This is a genomic window from Streptomyces callyspongiae, from assembly GCF_047200695.1.
Taxonomy (GTDB): domain Bacteria; phylum Actinomycetota; class Actinomycetes; order Streptomycetales; family Streptomycetaceae; genus Streptomyces.
Genome location: NZ_JBJZOM010000001.1, coordinates 181970 through 202905 on the forward strand (window position 1 = coordinate 181970; position 20936 = coordinate 202905).

The 20936-nt window shown below is 72.3% G+C and carries 22 protein-coding genes and 1 tRNA gene; 13 read left to right on the forward strand and 10 right to left on the reverse strand.

The features are described 5' to 3' along the window. Positions 1-8: 8 nt before the first annotated feature. Both ACL06G_RS00905 and ACL06G_RS00910 read right to left on the reverse strand, forming a co-directional pair. A complete protein-coding gene (locus tag ACL06G_RS00905) occupies positions 9-587 on the reverse strand; it encodes a maleylpyruvate isomerase N-terminal domain-containing protein (RefSeq protein WP_412835179.1) in 579 nt (192 codons plus the stop codon). 69 nt (positions 588-656) lie between these two features. Beyond that, on the reverse strand, positions 657-1280 hold the full coding sequence (locus ACL06G_RS00910; RefSeq protein WP_412784754.1) for a TetR/AcrR family transcriptional regulator: 624 nt from the start codon (positions 1278-1280) through the stop codon (positions 657-659). 179 nt (positions 1281-1459) lie between these two features. Here ACL06G_RS00910 and paaN point away from each other — a divergent pair, with 179 nt between their 5' ends. Continuing rightward, complete coding sequence (gene paaN, locus ACL06G_RS00915; protein WP_412835243.1) at positions 1460-3151, forward strand: phenylacetic acid degradation protein PaaN; 1692 nt, start codon at positions 1460-1462, stop codon at positions 3149-3151. A 16-nt stretch (positions 3152-3167) separates the two neighbouring features. On the opposite strand, the gene ACL06G_RS00920 is transcribed toward paaN, so the two are convergent. From ACL06G_RS00920 to ACL06G_RS00930, 3 genes are read right to left on the reverse strand one after another with little or no spacing between them, the layout of a single operon-like run. Then, complete coding sequence (locus ACL06G_RS00920; protein WP_412784753.1) at positions 3168-3905, reverse strand: TrmH family RNA methyltransferase; 738 nt, start codon at positions 3903-3905, stop codon at positions 3168-3170. 21 nt (positions 3906-3926) lie between these two features. Then, the gene (locus ACL06G_RS00925) at positions 3927-5279 is read right to left on the reverse strand and encodes an HTTM domain-containing protein (protein ID WP_412784752.1); all 1353 of its coding nucleotides are present in this window, start codon (positions 5277-5279) and stop codon (positions 3927-3929) included. After that, positions 5276-5950, reverse strand: coding sequence for a DUF5819 family protein (locus ACL06G_RS00930; RefSeq protein ID WP_412784751.1), 675 nt, complete (start codon positions 5948-5950; stop codon positions 5276-5278). Before ACL06G_RS00930 ends, ACL06G_RS00925 begins: the two co-directional genes overlap by 4 nt. Before the next feature lie 153 nt (positions 5951-6103). On the opposite strand from ACL06G_RS00930, the gene paaA reads away from it, so the two are divergent. The 6 genes from paaA (at position 6104) to ACL06G_RS00960 (ending at position 10297) form a co-directional block, all read left to right on the forward strand. Further along, on the forward strand, positions 6104-7102 hold the full coding sequence (gene paaA / locus ACL06G_RS00935; protein WP_412784750.1) for a 1,2-phenylacetyl-CoA epoxidase subunit PaaA: 999 nt from the start codon (positions 6104-6106) through the stop codon (positions 7100-7102). Next, on the forward strand, positions 7099-7383 hold the full coding sequence (gene paaB, locus ACL06G_RS00940) for a 1,2-phenylacetyl-CoA epoxidase subunit PaaB (protein WP_412784749.1): 285 nt from the start codon (positions 7099-7101) through the stop codon (positions 7381-7383). The genes paaA and paaB overlap by 4 nt, the downstream gene beginning before the upstream one ends. Continuing rightward, positions 7380-8102: a 1,2-phenylacetyl-CoA epoxidase subunit PaaC gene (paaC, locus tag ACL06G_RS00945; protein ID WP_412784748.1), complete on the forward strand. Its 723-nt coding sequence runs from the start codon at positions 7380-7382 to the stop codon at positions 8100-8102. The genes paaB and paaC overlap by 4 nt, the downstream gene beginning before the upstream one ends. Then, positions 8096-8662 carry a 1,2-phenylacetyl-CoA epoxidase subunit PaaD gene (gene paaD / locus ACL06G_RS00950; RefSeq protein ID WP_412784747.1) on the forward strand — a complete coding sequence of 189 codons (567 nt, stop codon included), beginning with the start codon at positions 8096-8098 and terminating at the stop codon, positions 8660-8662. Before paaC ends, paaD begins: the two co-directional genes overlap by 7 nt. 4 nt (positions 8663-8666) lie before the next feature. Continuing rightward, the gene (locus tag ACL06G_RS00955) at positions 8667-9722 is read left to right on the forward strand and encodes a 2Fe-2S iron-sulfur cluster-binding protein (protein WP_412835180.1); all 1056 of its coding nucleotides are present in this window, start codon (positions 8667-8669) and stop codon (positions 9720-9722) included. A 95-nt stretch (positions 9723-9817) separates the two neighbouring features. Beyond that, positions 9818-10297, forward strand: a complete 480-nt coding sequence (locus ACL06G_RS00960; protein WP_412835181.1) for a potassium channel family protein — start codon at positions 9818-9820, stop codon at positions 10295-10297. 52 nt (positions 10298-10349) lie between these two features. Here ACL06G_RS00960 and ACL06G_RS00965 read toward each other — a convergent pair whose 3' ends face one another. From ACL06G_RS00965 to ACL06G_RS00980, 4 genes are all read right to left on the reverse strand, one after another. After that, a complete protein-coding gene (locus ACL06G_RS00965) occupies positions 10350-10691 on the reverse strand; it encodes a rhodanese-like domain-containing protein (protein WP_412835182.1) in 342 nt (113 codons plus the stop codon). Between the two features lie 69 nt (positions 10692-10760). Beyond that, positions 10761-11528 (reverse strand): J domain-containing protein, encoded by a 768-nt coding sequence (locus tag ACL06G_RS00970; RefSeq protein WP_412784901.1) that lies wholly within the window; start codon positions 11526-11528, stop codon positions 10761-10763. A gap of 207 nt (positions 11529-11735) precedes the next feature. Beyond that, entirely contained in the window at positions 11736-13181 is a 1446-nt protein-coding gene (locus tag ACL06G_RS00975) for a DUF2252 domain-containing protein (RefSeq protein ID WP_412784744.1), read from the reverse strand. 79 nt (positions 13182-13260) lie between these two features. After that, positions 13261-13563, reverse strand: a complete 303-nt coding sequence (locus ACL06G_RS00980; protein WP_412784900.1) for a winged helix-turn-helix transcriptional regulator — start codon at positions 13561-13563, stop codon at positions 13261-13263. Between the two features lie 225 nt (positions 13564-13788). Between ACL06G_RS00980 and ACL06G_RS00985 the strand changes: the two genes are divergently transcribed. Beyond that, a complete protein-coding gene (locus ACL06G_RS00985) occupies positions 13789-14439 on the forward strand; it encodes an FMN-dependent NADH-azoreductase (RefSeq protein WP_412784743.1) in 651 nt (216 codons plus the stop codon). 133 nt (positions 14440-14572) lie between these two features. On the opposite strand, the gene ACL06G_RS00990 is transcribed toward ACL06G_RS00985, so the two are convergent. Continuing rightward, positions 14573-14659, reverse strand: a tRNA-Leu gene (locus ACL06G_RS00990). Positions 14660-15042: 383 nt separating this feature from the next. Here ACL06G_RS00990 and ACL06G_RS00995 point away from each other — a divergent pair. From ACL06G_RS00995 to ACL06G_RS01015, 5 genes are all read left to right on the forward strand, one after another. Next, on the forward strand, positions 15043-15825 hold the full coding sequence (locus ACL06G_RS00995) for an FHA domain-containing protein (RefSeq protein ID WP_412784742.1): 783 nt from the start codon (positions 15043-15045) through the stop codon (positions 15823-15825). A 10-nt stretch (positions 15826-15835) separates the two neighbouring features. Further along, positions 15836-16354, forward strand: a complete 519-nt coding sequence (locus ACL06G_RS01000) for an FHA domain-containing protein FhaB/FipA (RefSeq protein WP_412835183.1) — start codon at positions 15836-15838, stop codon at positions 16352-16354. Positions 16355-16426: 72 nt separating this feature from the next. Beyond that, a complete protein-coding gene (locus tag ACL06G_RS01005; protein ID WP_412835184.1) occupies positions 16427-17977 on the forward strand; it encodes a PP2C family protein-serine/threonine phosphatase in 1551 nt (516 codons plus the stop codon). 15 nt (positions 17978-17992) lie between these two features. Beyond that, on the forward strand, positions 17993-19396 hold the full coding sequence (locus ACL06G_RS01010; protein WP_412835185.1) for an FtsW/RodA/SpoVE family cell cycle protein: 1404 nt from the start codon (positions 17993-17995) through the stop codon (positions 19394-19396). Beyond that, positions 19393-20868: a peptidoglycan D,D-transpeptidase FtsI family protein gene (locus ACL06G_RS01015; RefSeq protein WP_412835186.1), complete on the forward strand. Its 1476-nt coding sequence runs from the start codon at positions 19393-19395 to the stop codon at positions 20866-20868. Before ACL06G_RS01010 ends, ACL06G_RS01015 begins: the two co-directional genes overlap by 4 nt. The last annotated feature ends 68 nt before the right edge of the window (positions 20869-20936 follow it).

The following is a 20936-nucleotide window of genomic DNA, read 5'->3' on the forward strand; positions in this document are numbered from 1 at the left end:
CCGCCGACTCAGACCCGGCCGTCGTCCACCGCCGCCCGCCACGTCCACGACGTACGGCGCACGCGGCCCGGCAGCTCACCCCTGCCCGTGCACCACAGCAGCACCGGCACCGGAGCGCCGGCGGGCGCTTCGGGGAAGAGCCGGCGGAGGACGTCCTCGCAGAGGTCCGCGGGCGGCGTCCAGGGCACGCCCAGGCCGCGGGTGATGTCGACGGTGTGCAGCAGCGTCTCCGCCACTCCCATCGCGGCGAACCCCTCGGCGTCGCAGGGGCCCCAGTGCCATGCGCGGTCACGGGGAGCGGCGCCCGCCAGGGTGCGGCCGAGGATCCCACCGGCCGCCCGGACGACCTCGAGCACGTCCCCGGGGGACGCCCGAGGACGGACGACGAGATCGAACGGCAGGTAGGCGGTCCGGGCACCGCCCGCCAGTTGCCCCGCGTAGGCCAGCAGGTCGTGGGCGACGTGCGCCGCGGTGCGGTGGCAGCTCCACCGCAGGGACCCCGCCGGCACGGACCAGTCGCCGTCCCGGTGCGGCCCGAGCACCTCCAGCATCCCCGTGACGGCCCGTTCCACGTCCCCGCCGTGCATACGGCTCCTCCCCCTGCGTTGTTCCGTACGGCACGCGGAAGCCGCCCGCCCCACTGCCCTGCCCGCGTATCAGCCCGCCGTCGGGGTGCGCAGCCCCGCGAACGCCGTGCGCACCACCGCATCGGCGACCTCGTCGCTGGTCGTGTGCGGTCCGCCGGCGCGGTCCGGGCGGTACCACTCGACGATCGAGTTGATCATCCCGAAGAGCAGCCGGGTGGCCAGCCGGGCGTCCACGTCGGGCCGGAGGTCGCCCTCGGCGACCGCCTCCTTGACGAGTTCCGCCACCCGCTGGTCGAAGTCGCGCCGGCGCTCCATCGCCCAGCGCTCGGTGCCGGTGTTGCCCCGCACCCGCAGCAGCAGCGTTACGTACGGCAGTTCGGCCATCAGCACCTCGGTGGTGCGCCGGGTGACGTGCTCCAGACGGTCCACGGCGCGGCCGCGCGTCGCCGCGGGCTCGTCGAGGATGGCGAAGAGGCCGTCGAGGGCGCGGCTTATCGCCCGCCGCAGCAGCTCCTCCTTGCCCCGCACGTGGTGGTAGATGGAGGACTTGGAGATGCCCGCGGCCTTCGACAGATGCTCCATCGACGTGCCGTCGTAGCCGCGCTCGTTGAACACCCGCGCGGCCACGGCGAGCAGCGAGTCGGGCGTGTAGGTGTCCCGCTTGGCGGGTGGATCGGCGGGCGCGGCGGACATGGCCCCGATCGTATCGGGGGAGCCGGAACCGACTCCCCGGAAGCGCTCCGTCACCGTTCGTGGCCCCCTTGCACCGACCGATCGTTCGGTAGCAGTATCTATCCATTGCCGTGCATTCAGCTACCCCGCACCGCGCACACCCCGCACACCGGCTCGACGAGGAGAGCGTCATCGTGACCGTGACCGCCGGACCCACCGCAGAGCAGCTCATCGAGAAGCACCGCGCCACGTTCGAGAAGGCCGTCGAGACGATCGGCACACGCGCCTACTGGTCGCCGCACCCGGAGCACCCGAAGGCGTACGGCGAGAACGGCTCGCTGAGCGCGGAGGAGGGCAAGGCGGCGTTCGACGCGCTGCTCGGCGGCCGCTTCCCGCTGGACCAGCCCGGTACGGACGGCTGGTCGGCGACGGAGACCTCGCCGTACGGCATCCCGATGGGTGTCGAGTACCCCCACGCCGACCCCGACGTCCTGCTGCCCGCGATGCGTGCGGCGATGCCTGCCTGGCGCGCGGCCGGGCCCGAGGGGCGCGCCGCGGTGTGCCTGGAGATCCTGGCCCGGATCAACGCCCGCACCCACGAGTTCGCGCACGCGGTCATGCACACCAGCGGGCAGGCGTTCATGATGGCGCTCCAGGCGGGCGGCCCCCACGCGCAGGACCGCGGCATGGAGGCCGTGGCGTACGCGTACGTGGAGCAGACGCGGGTGCCGGGCACCGCCCACTGGTCCAAGCCGCAGGGCAAGCGGGACCCGCTGGACCTCAGCAAGCAGTTCACGGCGGTCGGACGCGGCGTCGCCCTGCTGATCGGCTGCAACACCTTCCCGACCTGGAACGGATTCCCGGGCCTCTTCGCCTCGCTGGCCACCGGGAACCCCGTGCTGGTCAAGCCGCACCCGCGTGCCGTCCTGCCGCTCGCGCTGACGGTGAGGATCGCCCGCGAGGTGCTCGCGGAGGCCGGCTTCGACCCGAACCTGGTGGCGCTGGCGGCCGAGCGGGAGGGCGAGGGCATCGCCAAGCAGCTCGCGGTCCGGCCCGAGGTGCGGATCATCGACTACACCGGTTCCACCGCCTTCGGCGACTGGCTGGAGCAGCACGCCCCGCAGGCGCAGGTCTACACCGAGAAGGCCGGCGTCAACACGGTCGTCGTCGAGTCGACCGACGACTACAAGGGCATGCTGGGCAACCTGGCGTTCTCACTGTCGCTGTACAGCGGCCAGATGTGCACGACCCCGCAGAACCTGCTGATCCCGCGCGGCGGGATCACCACCGACCAGGGGGAGAAGTCCTTCGACGAGGTGGTGTCCGATCTGGCCGGTGCCGTCGGCAAGCTGCTCGGCGACGACGCCCGGGCCAACGCCGTACTCGGCGCGATCGTGAACCCGCAGGTGGGGGAGCGCATCGACGCGGCCGCTTCGCTCGGCGAGGTGGCGCTCCCCTCGCGCACGCTCACCCACCCCGACTTCCCCGACGCGACGGTCCGCACCCCGGTCGTGGTGAAGCTGGACAGCGGCAAGCCGGAGAGCGAGGCCACCTACCTCTCGGAGTGCTTCGGGCCGGTCTCGTTCGCGGTCGCCGTCGACTCCGCCGAGGCCGCGGTGGCGCTGCTGCGGCGCACCGTGCGGGAGCAGGGCGCCATGACCGTGGGTGCCTACACCACCTCCGGCACCGTGGAGAAGCTCGTCGAGGAGGCCTGCCTGGAGGAGTGCGCGCAACTCTCCCTGAACCTCACCGGCGGGGTGTACGTGAACCAGACCGCGGGGTTCTCGGACTTCCACGGCTCGGGCGGCAACCCGGCGGCGAACGCCGCGCTGTGCGACGGCGCGTTCGTCGCCAACCGGTTCCGCACGGTGGAGGTGCGCCGCCCGGCGTGACCGGGCGGGCCGCCCGTCAGGGGCCGGGGCGCCGTGCCATCCAGTGGTACAGCGTCATGGCCACGGACGTGGCGAGGTTGTAGCTGGAGACCTGCGGGCGCATGGGCAGGGCCACGAGACGGTCCGCCCGCGCCCGCAGGTCGTCGGAGAGGCCGTGGCGTTCGGAGCCGAAGGCGAGCAGCGCGTCGTCGGGCAGTTCCAGGCCGCGCAGGTCCTCGCCCTCGGGGTCGAGGGCGAACAGCGGGCCGGAGGGCAGGTCCGCGCCTCCCCGGCACCGCTCGACGCGGGTCGCGAAGTGCAGTCCCGCAGCGGCCCGCACCACGGTGGGGTGCCAGGGGTCGACGGTCCCGGTGGTGAGCACACCGCCGGCGCCGCAGCCCGCGGCGAGCCGGACGACGGCGCCGATGTTGCCCAGATGCCTGGGGTCGTCCAGGACGACCGTCGGGCCCGCGGCCTGCCCGCCGCCCCCGGTCGCCTCCCGCACGGCGAGCGCCGCCACTCCCGTGGGGTGGGGGCGGGGGACGAGGCCGCGCAGCACCTCGGCGGAGACGGGCTCGAGGCAGCGGGCCAGCGCCGGTGCGACGTCCGGGGCGAGATCCCGGGCCAGACCGAGGGCGGCCTCGCGGTCCTCGGCGAGGGCGAGGGGCACCCGGGCGCCGAAGCGGAGGGCGTGCTTGAGGGCGTGGAAGCCGTCGAGCAGTACCGTTCCCGGATCGGCGGCCAGGGCGCGCCAGTGTCGTGCGGTGTCGGTCACGGCCACCAGTCTCCCCGCTGCTCAGCCGGGCAGGTGCGCGCGGGAGGGCTCCGGGACGGCAGGACCGTCCTCGGCCGCCTCCCCGGCCGGCGTCGCGTCGCCCGATCTCGCGGCGGGCAGCGTGGCGGTGCCGTACGCCGGTCCGTCACCGGAGCGTCCGAGCCGCGCCCGCAGCCACGCACAGCGCGCGCCGAACCACACCAGCAGCGCGGTCGGGAGGAACACGGCGTCGGCGGCGATCATCGCCATCGAGAAGAACGGCAGGCCGAGCAGCACCGCGATGCTGAGGTGCTCGCCGATCATCAGGGCGAGCAGCACGTTCTTCACCTTGCGGTGGAACAGCGTGAAGGGGAAGGCGACCTGCACCATCACCGTGCCGTAGGTCACCACCAGGATCGCCAGTCCGCTGCCCGCGAGCAGGTCGCCCAGCTCCGGCCACGGCGAGAAGTAGTCCAGCTTCATGGGGTAGTAGGCCGCGGTGCCGTCCTGCCAGCGGGACCCCTGGATCTTGTACCAGCCGGCCGTGGAGTACACGAGGCAGACCTCGGCCATGATCACCAGCAGGGTGGCGTTGTGCACCAGGTTCCCGAGCATGTCGAGCACGGTGCGGGGTTCCCCGGGGGTGTACCGGCCCGCGGCCCACCACACGCCCTGCACGGCCCAGAGGCCGACGAGTATCAGCGTCCAGCCGCCGCTGAGGCCGGGGCCCGCCACCGCGGCGAGCAGGGCCAGTCCTGCGAGGACCCACAGCACGATGCCGCCGATGTCGTCCCGCTCGCCCCGCGCGCGGGCACGGCCGGCGCGCCGCGCGTCCAGCGACCAGACCCGCCCGCAGCGGGTGAGCACCAGGTACATGGCCATCAGGTGGATGATGTTGTCCCCGCCGTCACCCATGAACACGCTGCGGTTCTGCAGGGACAGCACCCCGATCATGAAGAGGACGGACGCGGCGCGGGTGTGCCAGCCCAGCGCCAGCGCGGCCGCGGCGAGAAGAGCCAGGCCGTACACGACCTCGAACCAGAAGGTGCTGTCGGACCAGAGCAGTACCGTGAACGCCTCGTTGGAGGACACCAGGCGCTGCGCGAGGTCGAATCCCCAGGGCCCGTCCGGTCCGTACAGCTCGTGGCGGTGCGGCGCTTCGCGGAGCAGGTACAGAAGCCAGGTGACGGCGAACCCGATCCGGACGACCGCCGCCTGGTACCGGCCCAGCGTCCGCGAGGTGACCTGCACCAGACCGCGCTCCACGAGGAGCTCGCCGCGGGACTTCCAGGGGTGCCGCACGGGGGCGGCACCGTCTCCGCCGGCGGTCGGCTCGGCCGCGTGCCGGGGTGCCGGGACGTGCACGCCCCGCGGGGTGGAGGACTGCGTGCTCACGAGTCGGTGCCTCCTCCGCCGAACGCGGCCGGATCGACGTCCCACCAGGGGATCACGTGGTACTCCGTCTCCGTGTCGAACCTCTCGCTGCTCCAGCGGGGCGCGTCTACCCGCGTGGTGGCGGACCGCACCTGCACGCGGTGGACGGTGCCGCCGTGGGTGTGCGGGCCGAAGCGGTCCATCACGATGCGCTTGACGTACTCCTCGGACAGTTCGCCGCGCATGCCCTCCGGCTCGCCGTCGGAGTCGTGCGTGCCGACGAGGAAGTCCCAGGCGCGCCGCAGCTCGTTCTGCGCCGTGTGGCTCGGGAAGGGGTTGCCGCGGATGCGCGCACCGTCCTGGGCGCTCAGGTCGACCCAGCCGGTGGTGCCGGTGGCGCCGCCGTCGCGCACGTACTCGGCGCGGGCCTGGACGGCCACGTTCTGCTGCAGCGGGTTGGGCGCGAACAGCTTCCAGTTCTGTTCGAACTCGGGGTAGACGTACGCGTCGACCGTCTCGCCGTGCTGCTTGCTCAGCGTGTTGGCGGGCGCCACGTGCAGGAACACCATCACCAGGTGCACCGCGGTGGCCACTGCGACGACGCCCACACCCGCGGCGACGGCCGCCCTGCCGGGCCACGACAGCGACACGACATCGCCGCCACCGCCGTGCCGCTCCTGTTCAGGCTCCATGCCCTCCCCGATCCCCTCTGCTTCCCCCGGTTCCGGTCCGTGCACGAGGTTAGAGCCTTCCCGGGCGGTCTTGACAGCGTCCTGCGCACCGGCACACCATGAAACCGAACGATCGGTCGGTCGGTTGAGTCGGGCGAAGCCGGGAGGGCAGGCATGACGACGGTGCTACCGGAGACGGAGCCGGGGCCAGAAGCACGCGAGGCGGCCTTCGAGGCCACGATCGCCGCGGACGAGCGGATCGAGCCGCGCGACTGGATGCCGGACGCCTACCGCGCGACGCTCGTCCGGCAGATCGCCCAGCACGCGCACTCCGAGATCATCGGCATGCAGCCCGAGGCGAACTGGATCACCCGCGCCCCCTCGCTGCGCCGCAAGGCGATCCTCATGGCCAAGGTGCAGGACGAGGCCGGCCACGGCCTCTACCTCTACAGCGCCGCCGAAACCCTCGGCACCGGGCGCGAGGAGATGCTGGACAAGCTGCACAGCGGACGCCAGAAGTACTCCTCGATCTTCAACTACCCCACCCTGACCTGGGCCGACGTCGGCGCGATCGGCTGGCTCGTCGACGGCGCCGCCATCACCAACCAGGTGCCGCTCTGCCGCTGCTCCTACGGCCCGTACGCCCGCGCGATGGTGCGGGTGTGCAAGGAGGAGTCCTTCCACCAGCGCCAGGGCTACGAACTGCTGCTGGAACTCAGCCGCGGCACCGAGGCCCAGCACGCCATGGCGCAGGACGCCGTGAACCGCTGGTGGTGGCCGTCCCTGATGATGTTCGGCCCGCCGGACGACGAGTCCGCGCACAGCGAGCAGTCGATGGCCTGGCGGATCAAGCGGCACTCCAACGACGAGCTGCGGCGCCGCTTCGTCGACATCTGCGTGCCGCAGGCGGAGGCCCTCGGCCTGACGCTCCCCGACCCGGACCTGACGTGGAACGAGGAGACCGGCCACTGGGACTTCGGCCCCATCGACTGGTCCGAGTTCAAGGCCGTACTCAAGGGCAACGGCCCGTGCAACGAGCAGCGGATCACCCAGCGGCGCCGCGCCCACGAGGAGGGCGCCTGGGTACGGGAGGCGGCGGCAGCGTACGCCGAGAAGCACGCCGGCGCACCCGGCCGGAACCGTACGAACCGCGAGGAGGCGGCGTCCCGATGAACAGCGACTGGCCCCTGTGGGAGGTGTTCGTGCGCAGCCGGCGCGGCCTGTCGCACACCCATGCGGGCAGCCTGCACGCGCCCGACGCCGAGATGGCGCTGCGCAACGCCCGCGACCTGTACACGCGGCGGAGCGAAGGCGTCTCCCTGTGGGTCGTGCCGTCCGCCGCCGTCACGGCCTCCTCCCCGGACGAGAAGGACCCGTTCTTCGAGCCGGCCGCCGACAAGGCGTACCGGCACCCGACCTTCTACGAGGTGCCCGAAGGGGTGAAGAACCTGTGATCCCGGCCGCCCCCGGCACCAGGGCACCCGCCCGCGGAACGCTCGCCCTCGCCGACGACGCCCTCGTGCTCTCCCACCGCCTGGGAGAGTGGGCGGGCCACGCGCCCGTCCTCGAGGAGGAGGTCGCGCTCGCCAACATCGCACTCGACCTGCTCGGCCAGGCACGCGCGCTCTACGCCGACCTGGGCGACGAGGACGAGCTCGCCTTCCTCCGCGAGGAGCGCGCCTTCGTGAACTGCCGGCTGGTCGAGCAGCCGAACGGCGACTTCGCCCGCACCCTCACCCGCCAGCTCCTGTTCTCCACCTGGCAGGAACTGCTGTACGGGCAGCTCACCCGGACGCTGCCGCTGGCCGGCAAGGCCGTGAAGGAGATCGCGTACCACCGCGACCACGCCGAACACTGGACGCTGCGGCTGGGGGACGGCACCGAGGAGAGCCACGCCCGCACGCAGAACGCGGTCGACACCCTCTGGCGGTACACCGACGAACTCTTCCAGCCGCTCGAGGGCCTCGACCTCGACCTCGACGCGCTGCGCACCACCTGGACCGAACGCGTCACCGACGTCCTGCGGCGCGCCACGCTGACCGTCCCCGAGACCCCGCAGGGCGACGGCTGGACCGCCGGCGCAGGACGCCAGGGCCTGCACACCGAACCCTTCGGGCGGATGCTCGCCGAGATGCAGCACCTGCACCGCAGTCACCCGGGGGCGTCATGGTGAGTGTCGCCGAGGACCGGCTCCGCACCCTGCTCGACCGCGCGGGCGCGGTGCCCGACCCGGAGCTGCCCGTGCTCAGCCTCGCCGAACTCGGCGTGCTGCGCGGGGTGGAGGAAAGCGCACCGGGGCACATCGAGGTCCGGCTGACGCCCACCTACACCGGCTGCCCGGCCGTCGAGACGATGGCCGCCGACATCGAGACGGCCCTGCGGGCGGAGGAGGGCGTGGCGGACGTGACGGTGCGGACCGTGCTGTCCCCGGCCTGGTCCACCGACGACATCACCGCCGAGGGCCGCCGCAAGCTCGCCGAGTTCGGCATCGCACCGCCCCGCTCCACCCGGGAACGCGCGGCGGGCCCGGTCGCGGTGGAACTCGGCCCGACCCAACTCGGGACGGAGGCTCCCACGGTGCCGCCCGCGCTGACGACCGACGAACCGGTGCGCTGCCCGCACTGCGGATCGGTGGCGACCACCCTGCTCAGCCGCTTCTCCTCCACCGCCTGCAAGGCCCTGCGCCGCTGCGACACCTGCGGCGAGCCCTTCGACCACTTCAAGGAGCTGTGACCGCATGTTCCACCCGCTTCAGGTCACAGCGGTGGACCGGCTCACCGACGACGCCGTCGCGGTGACCTTCGCCGTCCCGGAGGAGCTCCGCACCGCCTACCGCTACGACCCCGGGCAGCACATCGCGCTGCGCCGCACCGGCGAGGACGGCACGGAGATCCGCCGCACCTACTCGCTGTGCGCGCCCGCCTCCGAGGCGCCCGCGTCGCTGCGCATCGGCGTGCGGGGCGTCGAGGGCGGCTCGTTCTCGACGTACGCGCTCCACGAGCTGGCCGTCGGCGACAGCGTCGAGGTGCTCCCCCCGACGGGGCGTTTCACGCTGCCGCCGCGCACCGGCTACTTCGTGGGGATCGTCGGCGGCAGCGGCATCACGCCGGTCCTGTCCATCGTGGGCACGCTGCTGGAACGGGAACCGGACGCACGGTTCTGCCTTGTCCGCAGCGACCGCTCCGCCGCGTCCACGATGTTCCTCGAGGAACTGGCCGACCTGAAGGACCGCTTCCCCGACCGCCTCCAGCTCGTCCACGCCTTCTCCCGGGAGGAGCAGGCCTCCGGCCTCGCGTCCGGACGGCTCGACACCGAGCGTCTCGCGGATCTGCTGCCCCGCCTGGTCCCCGTCGACCGCGTGGACGGCTGGTTCCTGTGCGGGCCGCTGGGCCTGGTCGAGGGCGCGGCGAAGGCCCTGCACGACCTCGCGGTGCCGCGCACCCGGGTGCACCAGGAGATCTTCCACGCGGACGAGTCGGCGGCACCCCCGGCCTCGTCCCGTCCTCCGGCGCCGGATTCGGCGAAGGTCACCGCCACCCTCGACGGCCGCTCCGGCAGCTGGCCGATGGAGAGCGGCGAGTCGGTGCTGGAGACCGTGCTGCGCAACCGTGCCGACGCGCCGTACGCCTGCAAGGGAGGCGTGTGCGGCACCTGCCGGGTCAGGCTGCTGTCGGGCGAGGTGCGTATGGACCGCAACTACGCCCTGGAACCGGAGGAGGTCGAGGCGGGGTACGTACTGGCCTGCCAGTCGCACCCGACGACGTCGGAGGTCGAGGTCGACTTCGACGCCTGAGGTGGCGCTGCGGGCCCGGGCACCGGCACCGCCGGAACGGACCGGGCGAGTGTCACGCGCGGCACCGGGCACGCACCGTGCGTAGGCTCGCAGGCGTGCCGGCCTTCCTCACGCTCGTCTGGGCGCGGCTGCGCGGCAGCCGCTGGTGGCAGCGCACCCACGTGCGCGCCGCCGTGGCCGGACTGGTCGTGTCCGCTGTCGTGCTGCTGGCGGGCTCCGCGGCGATTCTGCCGCTGGAGGAGAACGCCCCCGGCGCCACCATCACCAGCTATCCCCGTGCGCTGTGGTGGTCGGTGGAGACCGCCACCACCGTGGGCTACGGCGACATGTACCCGGTGACCGCCGGCGGCAGGGTGATCGCCGCCGTGGTCATGATCGTCGGCATCACGACGTTCTCCGTCGTCACGGCCGCCCTCGCCACCTGGTTCGTCGGCCGCGCCTCCCGGGACCTGCGCGAGCTCGGGGCGACCGTCCGGCGGTTCGAGCAGGAGCGGGCCCGGAGCCTGACCGCCGAGATGCGGTCGGTGCACCAGCGCTTCGACCGTCTGGAGCAGCGCCTCGACGACCGGGGCTGACCGCCGCACGCCGGCCGGGCCCGCCGCGGGTGCCCGCGGCCCTGCGGGGCGGCTACTTCACGTAGGCGGCGCCGTTCTCGGCGACCATCGGCCGGCCGGCGGACTGCCAGGCTCCCATGCCGCCGTCGACGTTGACCGCCGTCACGCCCTGCTGCCGCAGGTACTGGGTGACCTGCGCGGACCGGCCCCCGGAACGGCAGATCACGAACACCGGTGCGTCGCCGTCGATCCGCTCGGTCAGCTCCGGGTAGCGGGCGACGAAGTCGCTCATCGGGATGTGCAGCGCCCCCTCGGCGTGCCCCGCCGCCCATTCGTCGTTTTCGCGCACATCCAGCAGCAGCCCGCCTTCGGGCACCTGGGAGACGTCGACCTGCAGCACCTGACCGAAATCCATCGCTCGCCCTCTCACAGCGTGTTCCTTCTTCCGCACGGCCGGTCGGCCTGCGGTGGCCCGCACGGCACGTCAGCCGTCGGCCGCCAGCTCCGCCAGCCGCGCCTCGCGCTCGGAGACGTCGGCCAGCAGCTTCTCCGCGATCTCCTCGAGCAGCCGGTCCGGGTCGTCGGGGGCCATGCGCAGCATCGCACCGATCGCCGACTCCTCCAGCTCCCGCACCATCGCGACCAGTTCCTCCTTGCGCGCGGAGAGCCACTCCAGCCGGGCGTACAGCAGTTCGGCGCGGTGCGGCTCCCGCTCGGGCGCCCGGGCCGCCGGGCCCTGACGCCACTCGGCCGCCAGGGCGTGCAGGCCGTCGGTGTCGCCGCGTGCGTACGCCTCGTTGACCCGCGCCATGAAGTCCTCGCGGCGTCGGCGTTCGGCGTCCTCCTGGGCCAGATCGGGGTGCGCCTCACGGACGAGTTCGCGGTAGGCCTTCCGCGTCTCGTCGCTCGGGCGCACCCGGCTGGGCGGCTGCACGGGCTGCTCGTTGAGCATGGCCTTCGCCTCCGGCGAGAGCCCCTCGGAGTCGATCCAGCCGTGGAACAGCTCCTCCACTCCCGGCATGGGCAGCACGGCCGCGCGCGCCTCGTCGGCCCGCCGCCGGTCCTCCGGGTCGCCGCTCCGGGCGGCGATCGCCTCGGCGATACGGGCGTCGAGCTCGTCGAGACGCGCGTACATCGGGCCGAGGCGCTGGTGGTGCAGCCGGGAGAAGTTCTCCACCTCGACGCGGAAGGTCTCCACCGCGATCTCGAACTCGATCAGCGCGTCCTCGGCGACGCGGACGGCGGCCTCCAGCCGCTCGGTCCCCGGTTCTTCCGCCTCCTCCCGCCCGGCGTCCGTTCCGGAGCTGTCCCCGGCGTGCTGCGTGGCGTGGTGTTCGGCTTCCTGGCGCACTGGGTACTTCCTCGCGATGCTGTCCGGGCTCTCCCCGGCCGGTCGGGTCCGACGGCCGCCGCGACGGACGCGGCGCGGGCCTCCCGGCCAGCCTACGGAACGGGCGGCTCAGACTCCCACCTCGGCGGCGACGCGACCGTCACGCACCGCGGCGGCCAGCACCGCGTGGTCCGCCTCGGTGCGGTCGGCGTAGCGGACGGCGAACGCGCCGACGGCCTCCTCCAGCTCCTCGTTCTTCCCGCAGTAGCCCGCGAGTTCCTGCGGGTCGGCGCTGTGCGAGTGGGCACGCGCCAGCAGGGCCCCGGTCATCCGCCCGTAGTCGTCGAGCTGGTCGGGCGCGAGGCCGGCCGGGTCCACGCTGCCCTTCCGGTTGCGGAACTGCCGTACCTGGAAGGGCCGGTCCTCCACCGTGGTCCAGCCCAGCAGGATGTCGCTCACCACCTGCATCCGCTTCTGTCCGAGCACGACCCGGCGGCCGGCGTGCACCGCGGCGGACGGCGCCTCGAACCCGGCGGCGGGCAGGTGGGGACCGAGTACGGAAGGGCGCGCCTCCTTCACCTGGAGGACGAGGGGCTTGCCGCGGTGGTCGAGCAGCAGCACCACGTAGCTGCGGGTGCCCACGCTGCCGGTGCCGACGACGCGGAAGGCCACGTCGTGGAGGGCGTACCGGCCGAGCAGCGGGTGCCGGTCCTCCGGAAGCGTCGCCAGGTACGGGCCGAGGGCGGCGGCGACGCGGGCGGCCTCGGCGTCGCCGACGCGGCGCAGCACCGGAGGGGCGTCGACGAACCGGCGCCCGCCGTCACCGTCCGGCTCGGTGGCCTTCGCGGCGAAGCGGGCGCTGGTGTTCCGCCGCGCCTTCTTCGCCACGCGGCGCAGGGTGCCGACGAGGTCACGGGCGTCGCTGTGGGAGACGAGTTCCTCGTCGGCGATGGCGTTCCAGGCCTCGGTCACGGGCATCCGGGCCAGCAGGCGGAGGGTGTGGCGGTAGGAGGCGACGCAGTCGCGCGCGGCGTCCAGGCAGGCGTCCTCACCGGCCCCGACCTCCCGTCCGGCGAGGACCAGCGAGGTGGCGAGCCGTTTGACGTCCCACTCCCAGGGGCCGACGACGGTCTCGTCGAAGTCGTTGAGGTCGATCACGAGGTCGCCGCGTGCGTCGCCGTAGAGCCCGAAGTTGGCGGCGTGCGCGTCGCCGCAGAGCTGCGCGGCGATGCCCGTGACGGGTGTGGCGTGCGCCAGGTCGTGGGCCATCAGGCCGGCCGAGCCGCGCAGGAAGGCGAAGGGGGAGGCGACCATGCGGCCGACGCGTATCGGTGTCAGCTGCGGCAGCCGGCCGCGGTTGGACTCCTGGACCGCGGTGACCGCGTCGGGCCGGTCGCCGGGGGTGTGGAACGCGGCGTGCGCACTGCGGGGCACCCGGTCCCGCAGCGCCTTCCCGGCGCGCTTGGGCGAGGCGCCCCGCGGCCTGCGTACGAAGCCCTCGACGTGCGGAATCCGGGCCATTCTCTCCCCCGCTTCGGGTTCTGTGGTGTCCGCCGCCGAAGAGCGTGACGGCACCCCGACGGTACCCAGGGCCGTGCGGTGTGACGAGGGGATCGCCGGAAGGCCGTCGGGGGAGGGCCGGCGTGGGTGCCCGTCAGCCGCGGAAGGCGGAGGGGCAGCCGGCGGCCGACTCCGGGAGGTGCGTGTCGGCCCAGCGGGTGAGCTCGACCATGGCGGGCCGCAGCGCGAGGCCGGCCGCGGTCAGCCGGTAGCTCACCCGCAGCGGCGGTCCGGAGTCGACCTCGCGGACCACGAGGCCGAGCGAGGCCAGCTCCGTGAGCCGGTCGGACAGCATGCGCTCGCTGATGCCGGGCACGGCCCGGCGCAGCTCGGCGAAGTGGCCTGGCCCGTTCATCAGGGCGGCGATGATGAGCCCCGTCCAGCGCTTGCCGAGCATCGCGAAGACCCGGGTGATCCCGGCGTCCGGCGTGTGGCAGCCCCCGCCGCTCGCGTTCGGGCCGCCGGCCCGTTCTTCGCCCGGCGCAGAGGGCCCGGACTCTTCCTCCCGCAGTTCCGCCATGACTCCAGACTACTGCGCCACGGCAAGGAGGTGCAGAAAAGTAAGTAAATATGTTAAGACTAGTAGCGCACGAAAGAACAGGTACGTACCCGGGAGCACGCCATGGCCACCCTGCTGCACATCGATTCCTCCCTGAACGGGGACCGGTCCCACTCGCGCGCCGTCACCGCCGCCTTCCGGGACGCGTGGCAGGAGCAGCACCCCGAGGGCACGGTGATCCACCGCGATCTGGCCGCCGACCCGCTGCCGCACCTGGACGCCGGCAGCTACTACGCCGGCTTCACCGCCCCCGACGAGCAGGACGAGGAGCAGCGGACGGCGTTCGCCCTGCGCAAGACGCTGATCGAGGAGGCCGAGACCGCCGACGCGATCGTGCTCGGCGCCCCGATGCACAACTACACGGTCCCCTCGGTCCTGAAGTCCTGGCTCGACCACGTCATCGCCATCGGCCGCACCGCGATGACCGAGTCCCCCTCGCTGGCCGGCAAGCCGGTGACGGTCGTCACCTCGCGCGGCGGCTCGTACCGCCCCGGCACCCCCGAGGAGGGCAACGACCACGTGGAGCCGTACCTGCGGATGGTGCTGGGCGACAAGCTCGGCATGGAGCCGGAGTTCCTGATCCCGGAACTCACCATGGCCCCCATCAACCCGGCCATGTCCTCACTGGTGCCCGCCTTCGAGGAGTCCCGCGCCGACGCCCTGGAGACGGCACGCACGCGCGGCAAGGAACTCGCCGCGCGCCTCGCGGCCTGAGACACCCGAGCACTGCGGGCCTCTCCGGCCGAGGGGTCCGCAGCCTGCCGGACCCGGTCCGCATCCGCACGACGAAGCGGACTCCCCCTGGTGACTTCCGTCACTCGGAGGAGCCCGCTTCGTCGATGCTCCGTGGTGCGCGAGGGGGGAGTTGAACCCCCACGTCCGTAAGGACACTGGAACCTGAATCCAGCGCGTCTGCCTATTCCGCCACCCGCGCCCGGGTTGCTTCCCCACTGCACTAGCCGGGGAGGCCTTCGTCGGGGCCCCTTCCGGGCGCCTGCCGACGACCCACACGTTAGCACGCCACCAGGGGTGCGATCACATCCGTTCACCGCACCCCGGCACCCGCCTCCCGCGGGGGTCCGCCGGGGGCACACCGTCCGCAGAGCACCGGCACCCGCCCTCTACCATCGTGCAGGGGACGTGCGGGCGAGAGAAGGCGACACCGTCGGCAGGTACGTGCCGGGGAACCGGTCGAACCCTCCGCGCGTGGATACGATCAGTAAGCAGTACTGCGACGCGGCCCTGCACGCGTCCGGTCACACTGGGAACGCACGACGGCCGTACTAGAGCGGCCACCACCGGGGAAGGAGGTGCACCGTGGGAGTTCTGAAGCGGTTCGAGCAGCGGCTCGAGGGTCTCGTCAACGGCACCTTCGCCAAGGTGTTCAAGTCGGAGGTGCAGCCGGTCGAGATCGCCGGCGCACTGCAGCGCGAGTGCGACAACAACGCGACCATCTGGAACCGCGAGCGGACGGTCGTGCCCAACGACTTCGTCGTCCAGCTCAGCGCCCCCGACTACGACCGCCTGAGCCCCTACGCCGCGCAGCTCGGCGACGAACTCGCCGGCATGGTCCGCGACTACGCCAAGCAGCAGCGTTACACCTTCATGGGCAGCATCAAGGTCCACCTGGAACGGGCCGAGGACCTCGACACCGGCCTGTACCGGGTACGCAGCCGCACCCTGGCCTCCAGCGCCTCCCAGTCCCACGGCGGCGGTCCGGCCGGTTCCGGCGGCGGATACCCGCCGCGGCCCACCGGTGCGCCGCCGATGCCCGCACACCCGCCGGGCGGCGGTCCGCTGCCCGACTCCCGGGTCCGGCGCTGGATCGAGATCAACGGCACCCGCCACCAGGTTTCCGCCGCCGCCATGGTCCTCGGCCGCAGCACCGAGGCGGACGTGCGGGTCGACGACCCCGGCGTCTCACGGAAGCACTGTGAGATCCGCGTCACCAGCGGTTCGGGACCGGCGCACGTGCAGGATCTGGGATCCACGAACGGCATCGTGGTGGACGGACAGCACACCACTCGCGCTACGCTCCGCGACGGCTCACGGATCGTCGTGGGCAGCACCACGATCATTTACCGGCAAGCCGAAGGGTGAAGCGGGGGCAATGTCAGAGCTGACCCTGACGGTCATGCGGTTGGGTTTTCTCGCCGTGCTGTGGCTGTTCGTCATCGTGGCCGTGCAGGTCATCCGGAGCGACCTGTTCGGCACGCGGGTGACCCAGCGCGGCGCGCGGCGCCCCGACGCACGGCCCGCACCGCGCCAGGCGCAGCAGCGCCAGGCCCAGCCGAGCCGGCAGCAGTCGAAGGGCCGCGGCCGCTCCGGGCGCGGCGCGCCGACCAAGCTCGTCGTCTCGGAGGGCTCGCTCACCGGCACCACGGTCGCCCTCCAGGGGCAGACCATCACCCTGGGCCGGGCGCACGACTCCACGATCGTGCTCGACGACGACTACGCCTCCAGCAGGCATGCCAGGATCTTCCCCGACCGGGACGGCCAGTGGATCGTGGAGGACCTCGGGTCCACCAACGGCACCTACCTGGACCGGTCCCGACTGACGACACCGACGCCGATTCCGCCCGGAGCGCCGATCCGTATCGGCAAGACGGTCATCGAGCTGCGGAAATAGACAGGCCGACGACATGACGACCGGAGGGTGGGCACCGTGCGGATGTACCCGGAGCCGACGGGCGAGGTGCGTATGAGTCTGTCGCTGCGCTTCGCAGCCGGATCCCACGACGGCATGATCCGCGAGCACAACGAGGACTCCGGCTACGCCGGCCCCCGTCTGCTCGCGGTCGCCGACGGCATGGGCGGGCAGGCCGCCGGCGAGGTCGCCAGCTCCGAGGTGATCTCCACCATCGTGGAGCTGGACGAGGACATCCCCGGCTCCGACCTGCTGACGGAACTCGGCAGTGCGGTGCACCGCGCCAACGAGCAGCTGCGCGTCATGGTCACGGAGGACCCGCAGCTGGAAGGCATGGGCACCACGCTCACCGCCCTGCTGTGGACCGGCCGCCGCCTGGGTCTGGTGCACGTCGGCGACTCCCGCGCCTACCTGCTGCGCGACGGCCGCCTCACCCAGATCACCGCCGACCACACCTGGGTGCAGAAACTCGTCGACGAGGGGCGCATCACCGAGGAGGAGGCGACCACCCACCCGCAGCGCGCCCTGCTGATGCGCGCCCTCGGCAGCGGCGACCACGTGGAACCCGACCTGTCCATCCGCGAGGTGCGGGCGGGCGACCGGTACCTGGTCTGCTCCGACGGCCTGTCCGGCGTCGTCTCCCACCAGACCCTCGAGGACACCCTCGCCGGCTACCAGGGCCCGCAGGAGACCGTCGAGGAACTGATCCAGCTCGCGCTGCGCGGCGGCGGGCCGGACAACATCACCTGCATCATCGCCGACGTGCTCGACGTGGACGCCGACGAGGCGGCCGCCGCCCAGCTCAACGACACGCCCGTGATCGTCGGTGCCGTCGCGGAGAACCAGCAGCAGACGGGCGACGCCGCCCACACCCCGGCCGCCCGGGCCGCCCAGCTCGGGCGCGGCGGCACCGGCGCGGTCCCCCCGCAGCCACAGACCGGCTCCCCGGCCGACGGCGGCTTCGGCCCGCCCGGCAGCGGCGACGGGCCGGGAACACCCCCCGCCGCCGGCTCCTTCGGGCGCTACGCGGCGGACGACTTCGTCAAGCCGCCGCGGCGCGGCGGCCGCCTCCGGATCGCGCTGTACGTCCTGCTCGCCCTGGCGGTGGTCGGCGGCGGTCTGTACGGCGGGTGGACGTGGACGCAGCAGCAGTACTTCGTCGGCGCGAACGGCGACCATGTCGCGGTCTACCGGGGTCTCAGCCAGGAGCTGGCCGGTCTCGACCTGAGCAGCGTCCACCAGGACCACCCGGAGATCCCGCTCGACTCGCTGCCGCGGTTCCAGCAGCAGCGGGTCCAGGACTCCATCACCACCGACGGCCTCGACCAGGCCCGCGACAAGGTCGGTGAACTGCGCGACCAGGCACAGGCCTGCATGCTCGCCGCCGAGAAGCGCAAGGCCGAGCAGGAGCGGCAGGAGGAGCGGGAGCAGCAGCAGAAGGACCGGCAGGACGGGACCTCCGGCGGCAGCGGGCAGAGCGCCGGCGACCGCGCCGGAAGCCCGTCGGACACCGGCGACGGCGCGGGTTCCCAGGCCGCCCCCTCTCCCGGTCCCACGCTGACCGAGAAGCAGCGTGAACTCGCCCAGCAGTGCACCACGCAGTAGGGGACCGGACGCGCGATGAGCAGCAACCTCGACATCAACACCGGCAGCAACACGACGGTGTCCCCAGGGGGCCTCCCCAGCAGGCGCAACACCGAACTGGCACTGCTCGTGTTCGCGGTGCTGATCCCCACGCTCGCGTACGCCAACGTGGGGCTCGCCGTCGACGGCGAACTGCCCGCCGGCATGCTGGGCTACGGCCTCGGCATCGGCGCGCTGGCCGGCATCGGCCACCTGGCCGTCCGCAGGTGGGCGCCCTACGCCGACCCGCTGATGCTGCCGATCGGCGCCCTGCTCAACGGTCTCGGCCTGGTGCTCATCTACCGGCTGGACCAGGTGGAGTACCTGCAGCCGAAGAACGCGGCCCCCGGCCAGCTGATGTGGTCGGCGTTCGGGATCGCGCTGTTCGTCGGCGTGCTGATCCTGCTCAAGGACCACCGCATCCTGCAGCGCTACACCTACATCTCCATGATGGTGGCGCTGGTGCTGCTGGCCCTGCCCATGTTCTTCCCCGCCGTCAACGGCGCGAAGATCTGGATCACCATTCCCGGCGTGGGCTCCCTCCAGCCCGGCGAGTTCGCCAAGATCGTGATCGCGGTGTTCTTCGCCGGCTACCTCATGGTCAAGCGGGACGCCCTCGCGCTGGCCTCCCGCCGCTTCATGGGCCTGTACCTGCCCCGCGGCCGCGACCTCGGCCCGATCATCACCATCTGGGCCCTGAGCCTGATGATCCTGGTCTTCGAGACCGACCTGGGCACCTCGCTGCTGTTCTTCGGCATGTTCGTGATCATGCTGTACGTCGCCACCGAGCGGACCAGCTGGATCGTCTTCGGCCTGCTGCTCTCCGGGGCGGGTGCCGTCTTCGTGGCCTCGTTCAACGACCACGTGGGGGACCGCGTCCAGAACTGGCTCAACCCCACCGCCCTCGGCGCGAACGGCGGCGTCACGGAGACCGCGCAGGCCATCTACGCCTTCGGTTCCGGCGGCCTGCTCGGCTCGGGGCTCGGCGAGGGCTACTCCCGCCTGATCGGCGGCATCGCCAGCAAGAGCGACTACATCCTCGCGACCGTCGGCGAGGAGCTCGGCCTCACCGGCCTGATGGCCGTCCTCATCCTCTACGGCCTGCTGATCGAGCGCGGCATCCGCACCTCGCTCGCGGCCCGCGACCCGTTCGGCAAGCTGCTCGCCGTCGGCCTCTCCGGCGCGTTCGCGCTCCAGGTCTTCGTGGTGGCGGGCGGCGTCACCGCACTCATCCCGCTGACCGGCATGACCATGCCCTTCCTGGCGCAGGGCGGCTCGTCCGTCATCGCCAACTGGGCGCTGGTCGCGATCCTGCTGCGCATCAGTGACACCGCCCGGCGCCCCGCGCCGGCCCCGGCGCCTTCCCCCGACGCCGAAATGACACAGGTGGTACGCCCGTGAACAAGCCCCTGCGACGCATCGCCCTCTTCGCCGGCGTCCTGATCTTCGCGCTGCTCGCCCGCGCGAACTGGCTGCAGTTCGTGCAGGCCGACGAGCTGCAGAGCGACCAGCACAACCGCCGTGGTCTCATCGAGCGCTACAGCAAGCCCCGCGGCAACATCTACGCCGCCCACGACACGAAGCTGACCGGCTCCACGAAGACCGACAGCAGCGACTTCACGTACAAGAGGACCTACAAGAACGGCGAGCTGTGGGCGCCGGTCACCGGGTTCTCCGCGCAGATCTACGGCGAGACGCTGCTGGAGGGCGTCTACGACTCCTTCCTGACGGGCACCGACGACCGGCTGTTCTTCGACCGCACCGTCAGCATGCTGACCGGGGAGGAGGAGGGCGGCGGCAACGTCCACACCACGCTGCTGCCGTCCGCCCAGCAGGCGGCCTTCGACGGTCTGCAGGGCAAGGAGGGCGCCGCGGTGGCGATCGACCCGGAGACCGGGAAGATCCTCGCCCTCGCCAGCACTCCCTCCTACGACCCCTCGAGCATCGCCGGCATGTCGCAGGCGGACCAGGAGAGCTGGTCCGCGATGCAGAAGAAGAACGACCCCTCGCAGCCGATGCTGAACCGGGCCCTGCGCCAGGTCTACCCGCCCGGCTCCACCTTCAAGATCATCACGGCGGCCGCGGCGCTGGAGAGCGGCAAGTACACGCTCGAGGGGAAGACCGACAGCCCGAGCCCGTACAACCTCCCGACCTCCGGCAACCCGCTGCCGAACTGGTCGGAGAACATCCCCTGCAAGAACGCCTCGATCCGGGACGCCCTCAAGTACTCCTGCAACAACGTCTTCGCGAAGATCAGCGACGAGCTCGGCAACGAGAAGATGAAGGAGACGGCGGAGAAGTTCGGCTTCAACGAGGAGCAGTTCGTCCCGGTGCGCTCCGTGGCCAGCTCGTTCCCGCAGATCGACCCGGACCAGAACGCCATGGGCGGCATCGGCCAGGGATCGGTGACGGCCAGCCCGCTGCAGATGGCGATGGCGACCGCCGCCATCGCCAACGACGGCACGCTGATGAAGCCGTACATGGTCGACACGTTGCGCGCCCCCAACCTGGACATCATCGAGCACACCGAACCCGAGGTGCTCAACGAGGCGCTCCCGGCCGACGTCGCCCAGCAGGTCCAGGGCGGCATGGAAGCGGTCGTGAACGACCCCGACGGCACCGGAGCCCCGGCCAAACTGCCGAACGTCACCGTCGGAGGCAAGACGGGCACCGCCCAGCACGGCGTCGGCAACAGCCAGAAGCCGTACGCCTGGTTCGTCTCCTACGCCAAGCAGCAGGACGGCAGCTCCCCGGTGGCGGTGGCCGTGGTCATCGAGAGTTCCGACACAGTCCGCGAGGAGATCGGCGGCAGCACACTCGCCGCACCCGTCGCCAAGGCCGTCATGCAGGCCGTACTTGAGGAAAAGCCGTGAACCGGGCACCCCACCCCTGGTGACCCCGGTCACGTCAATCCGCTGCGGGCGGACGGGTACCGTATGCC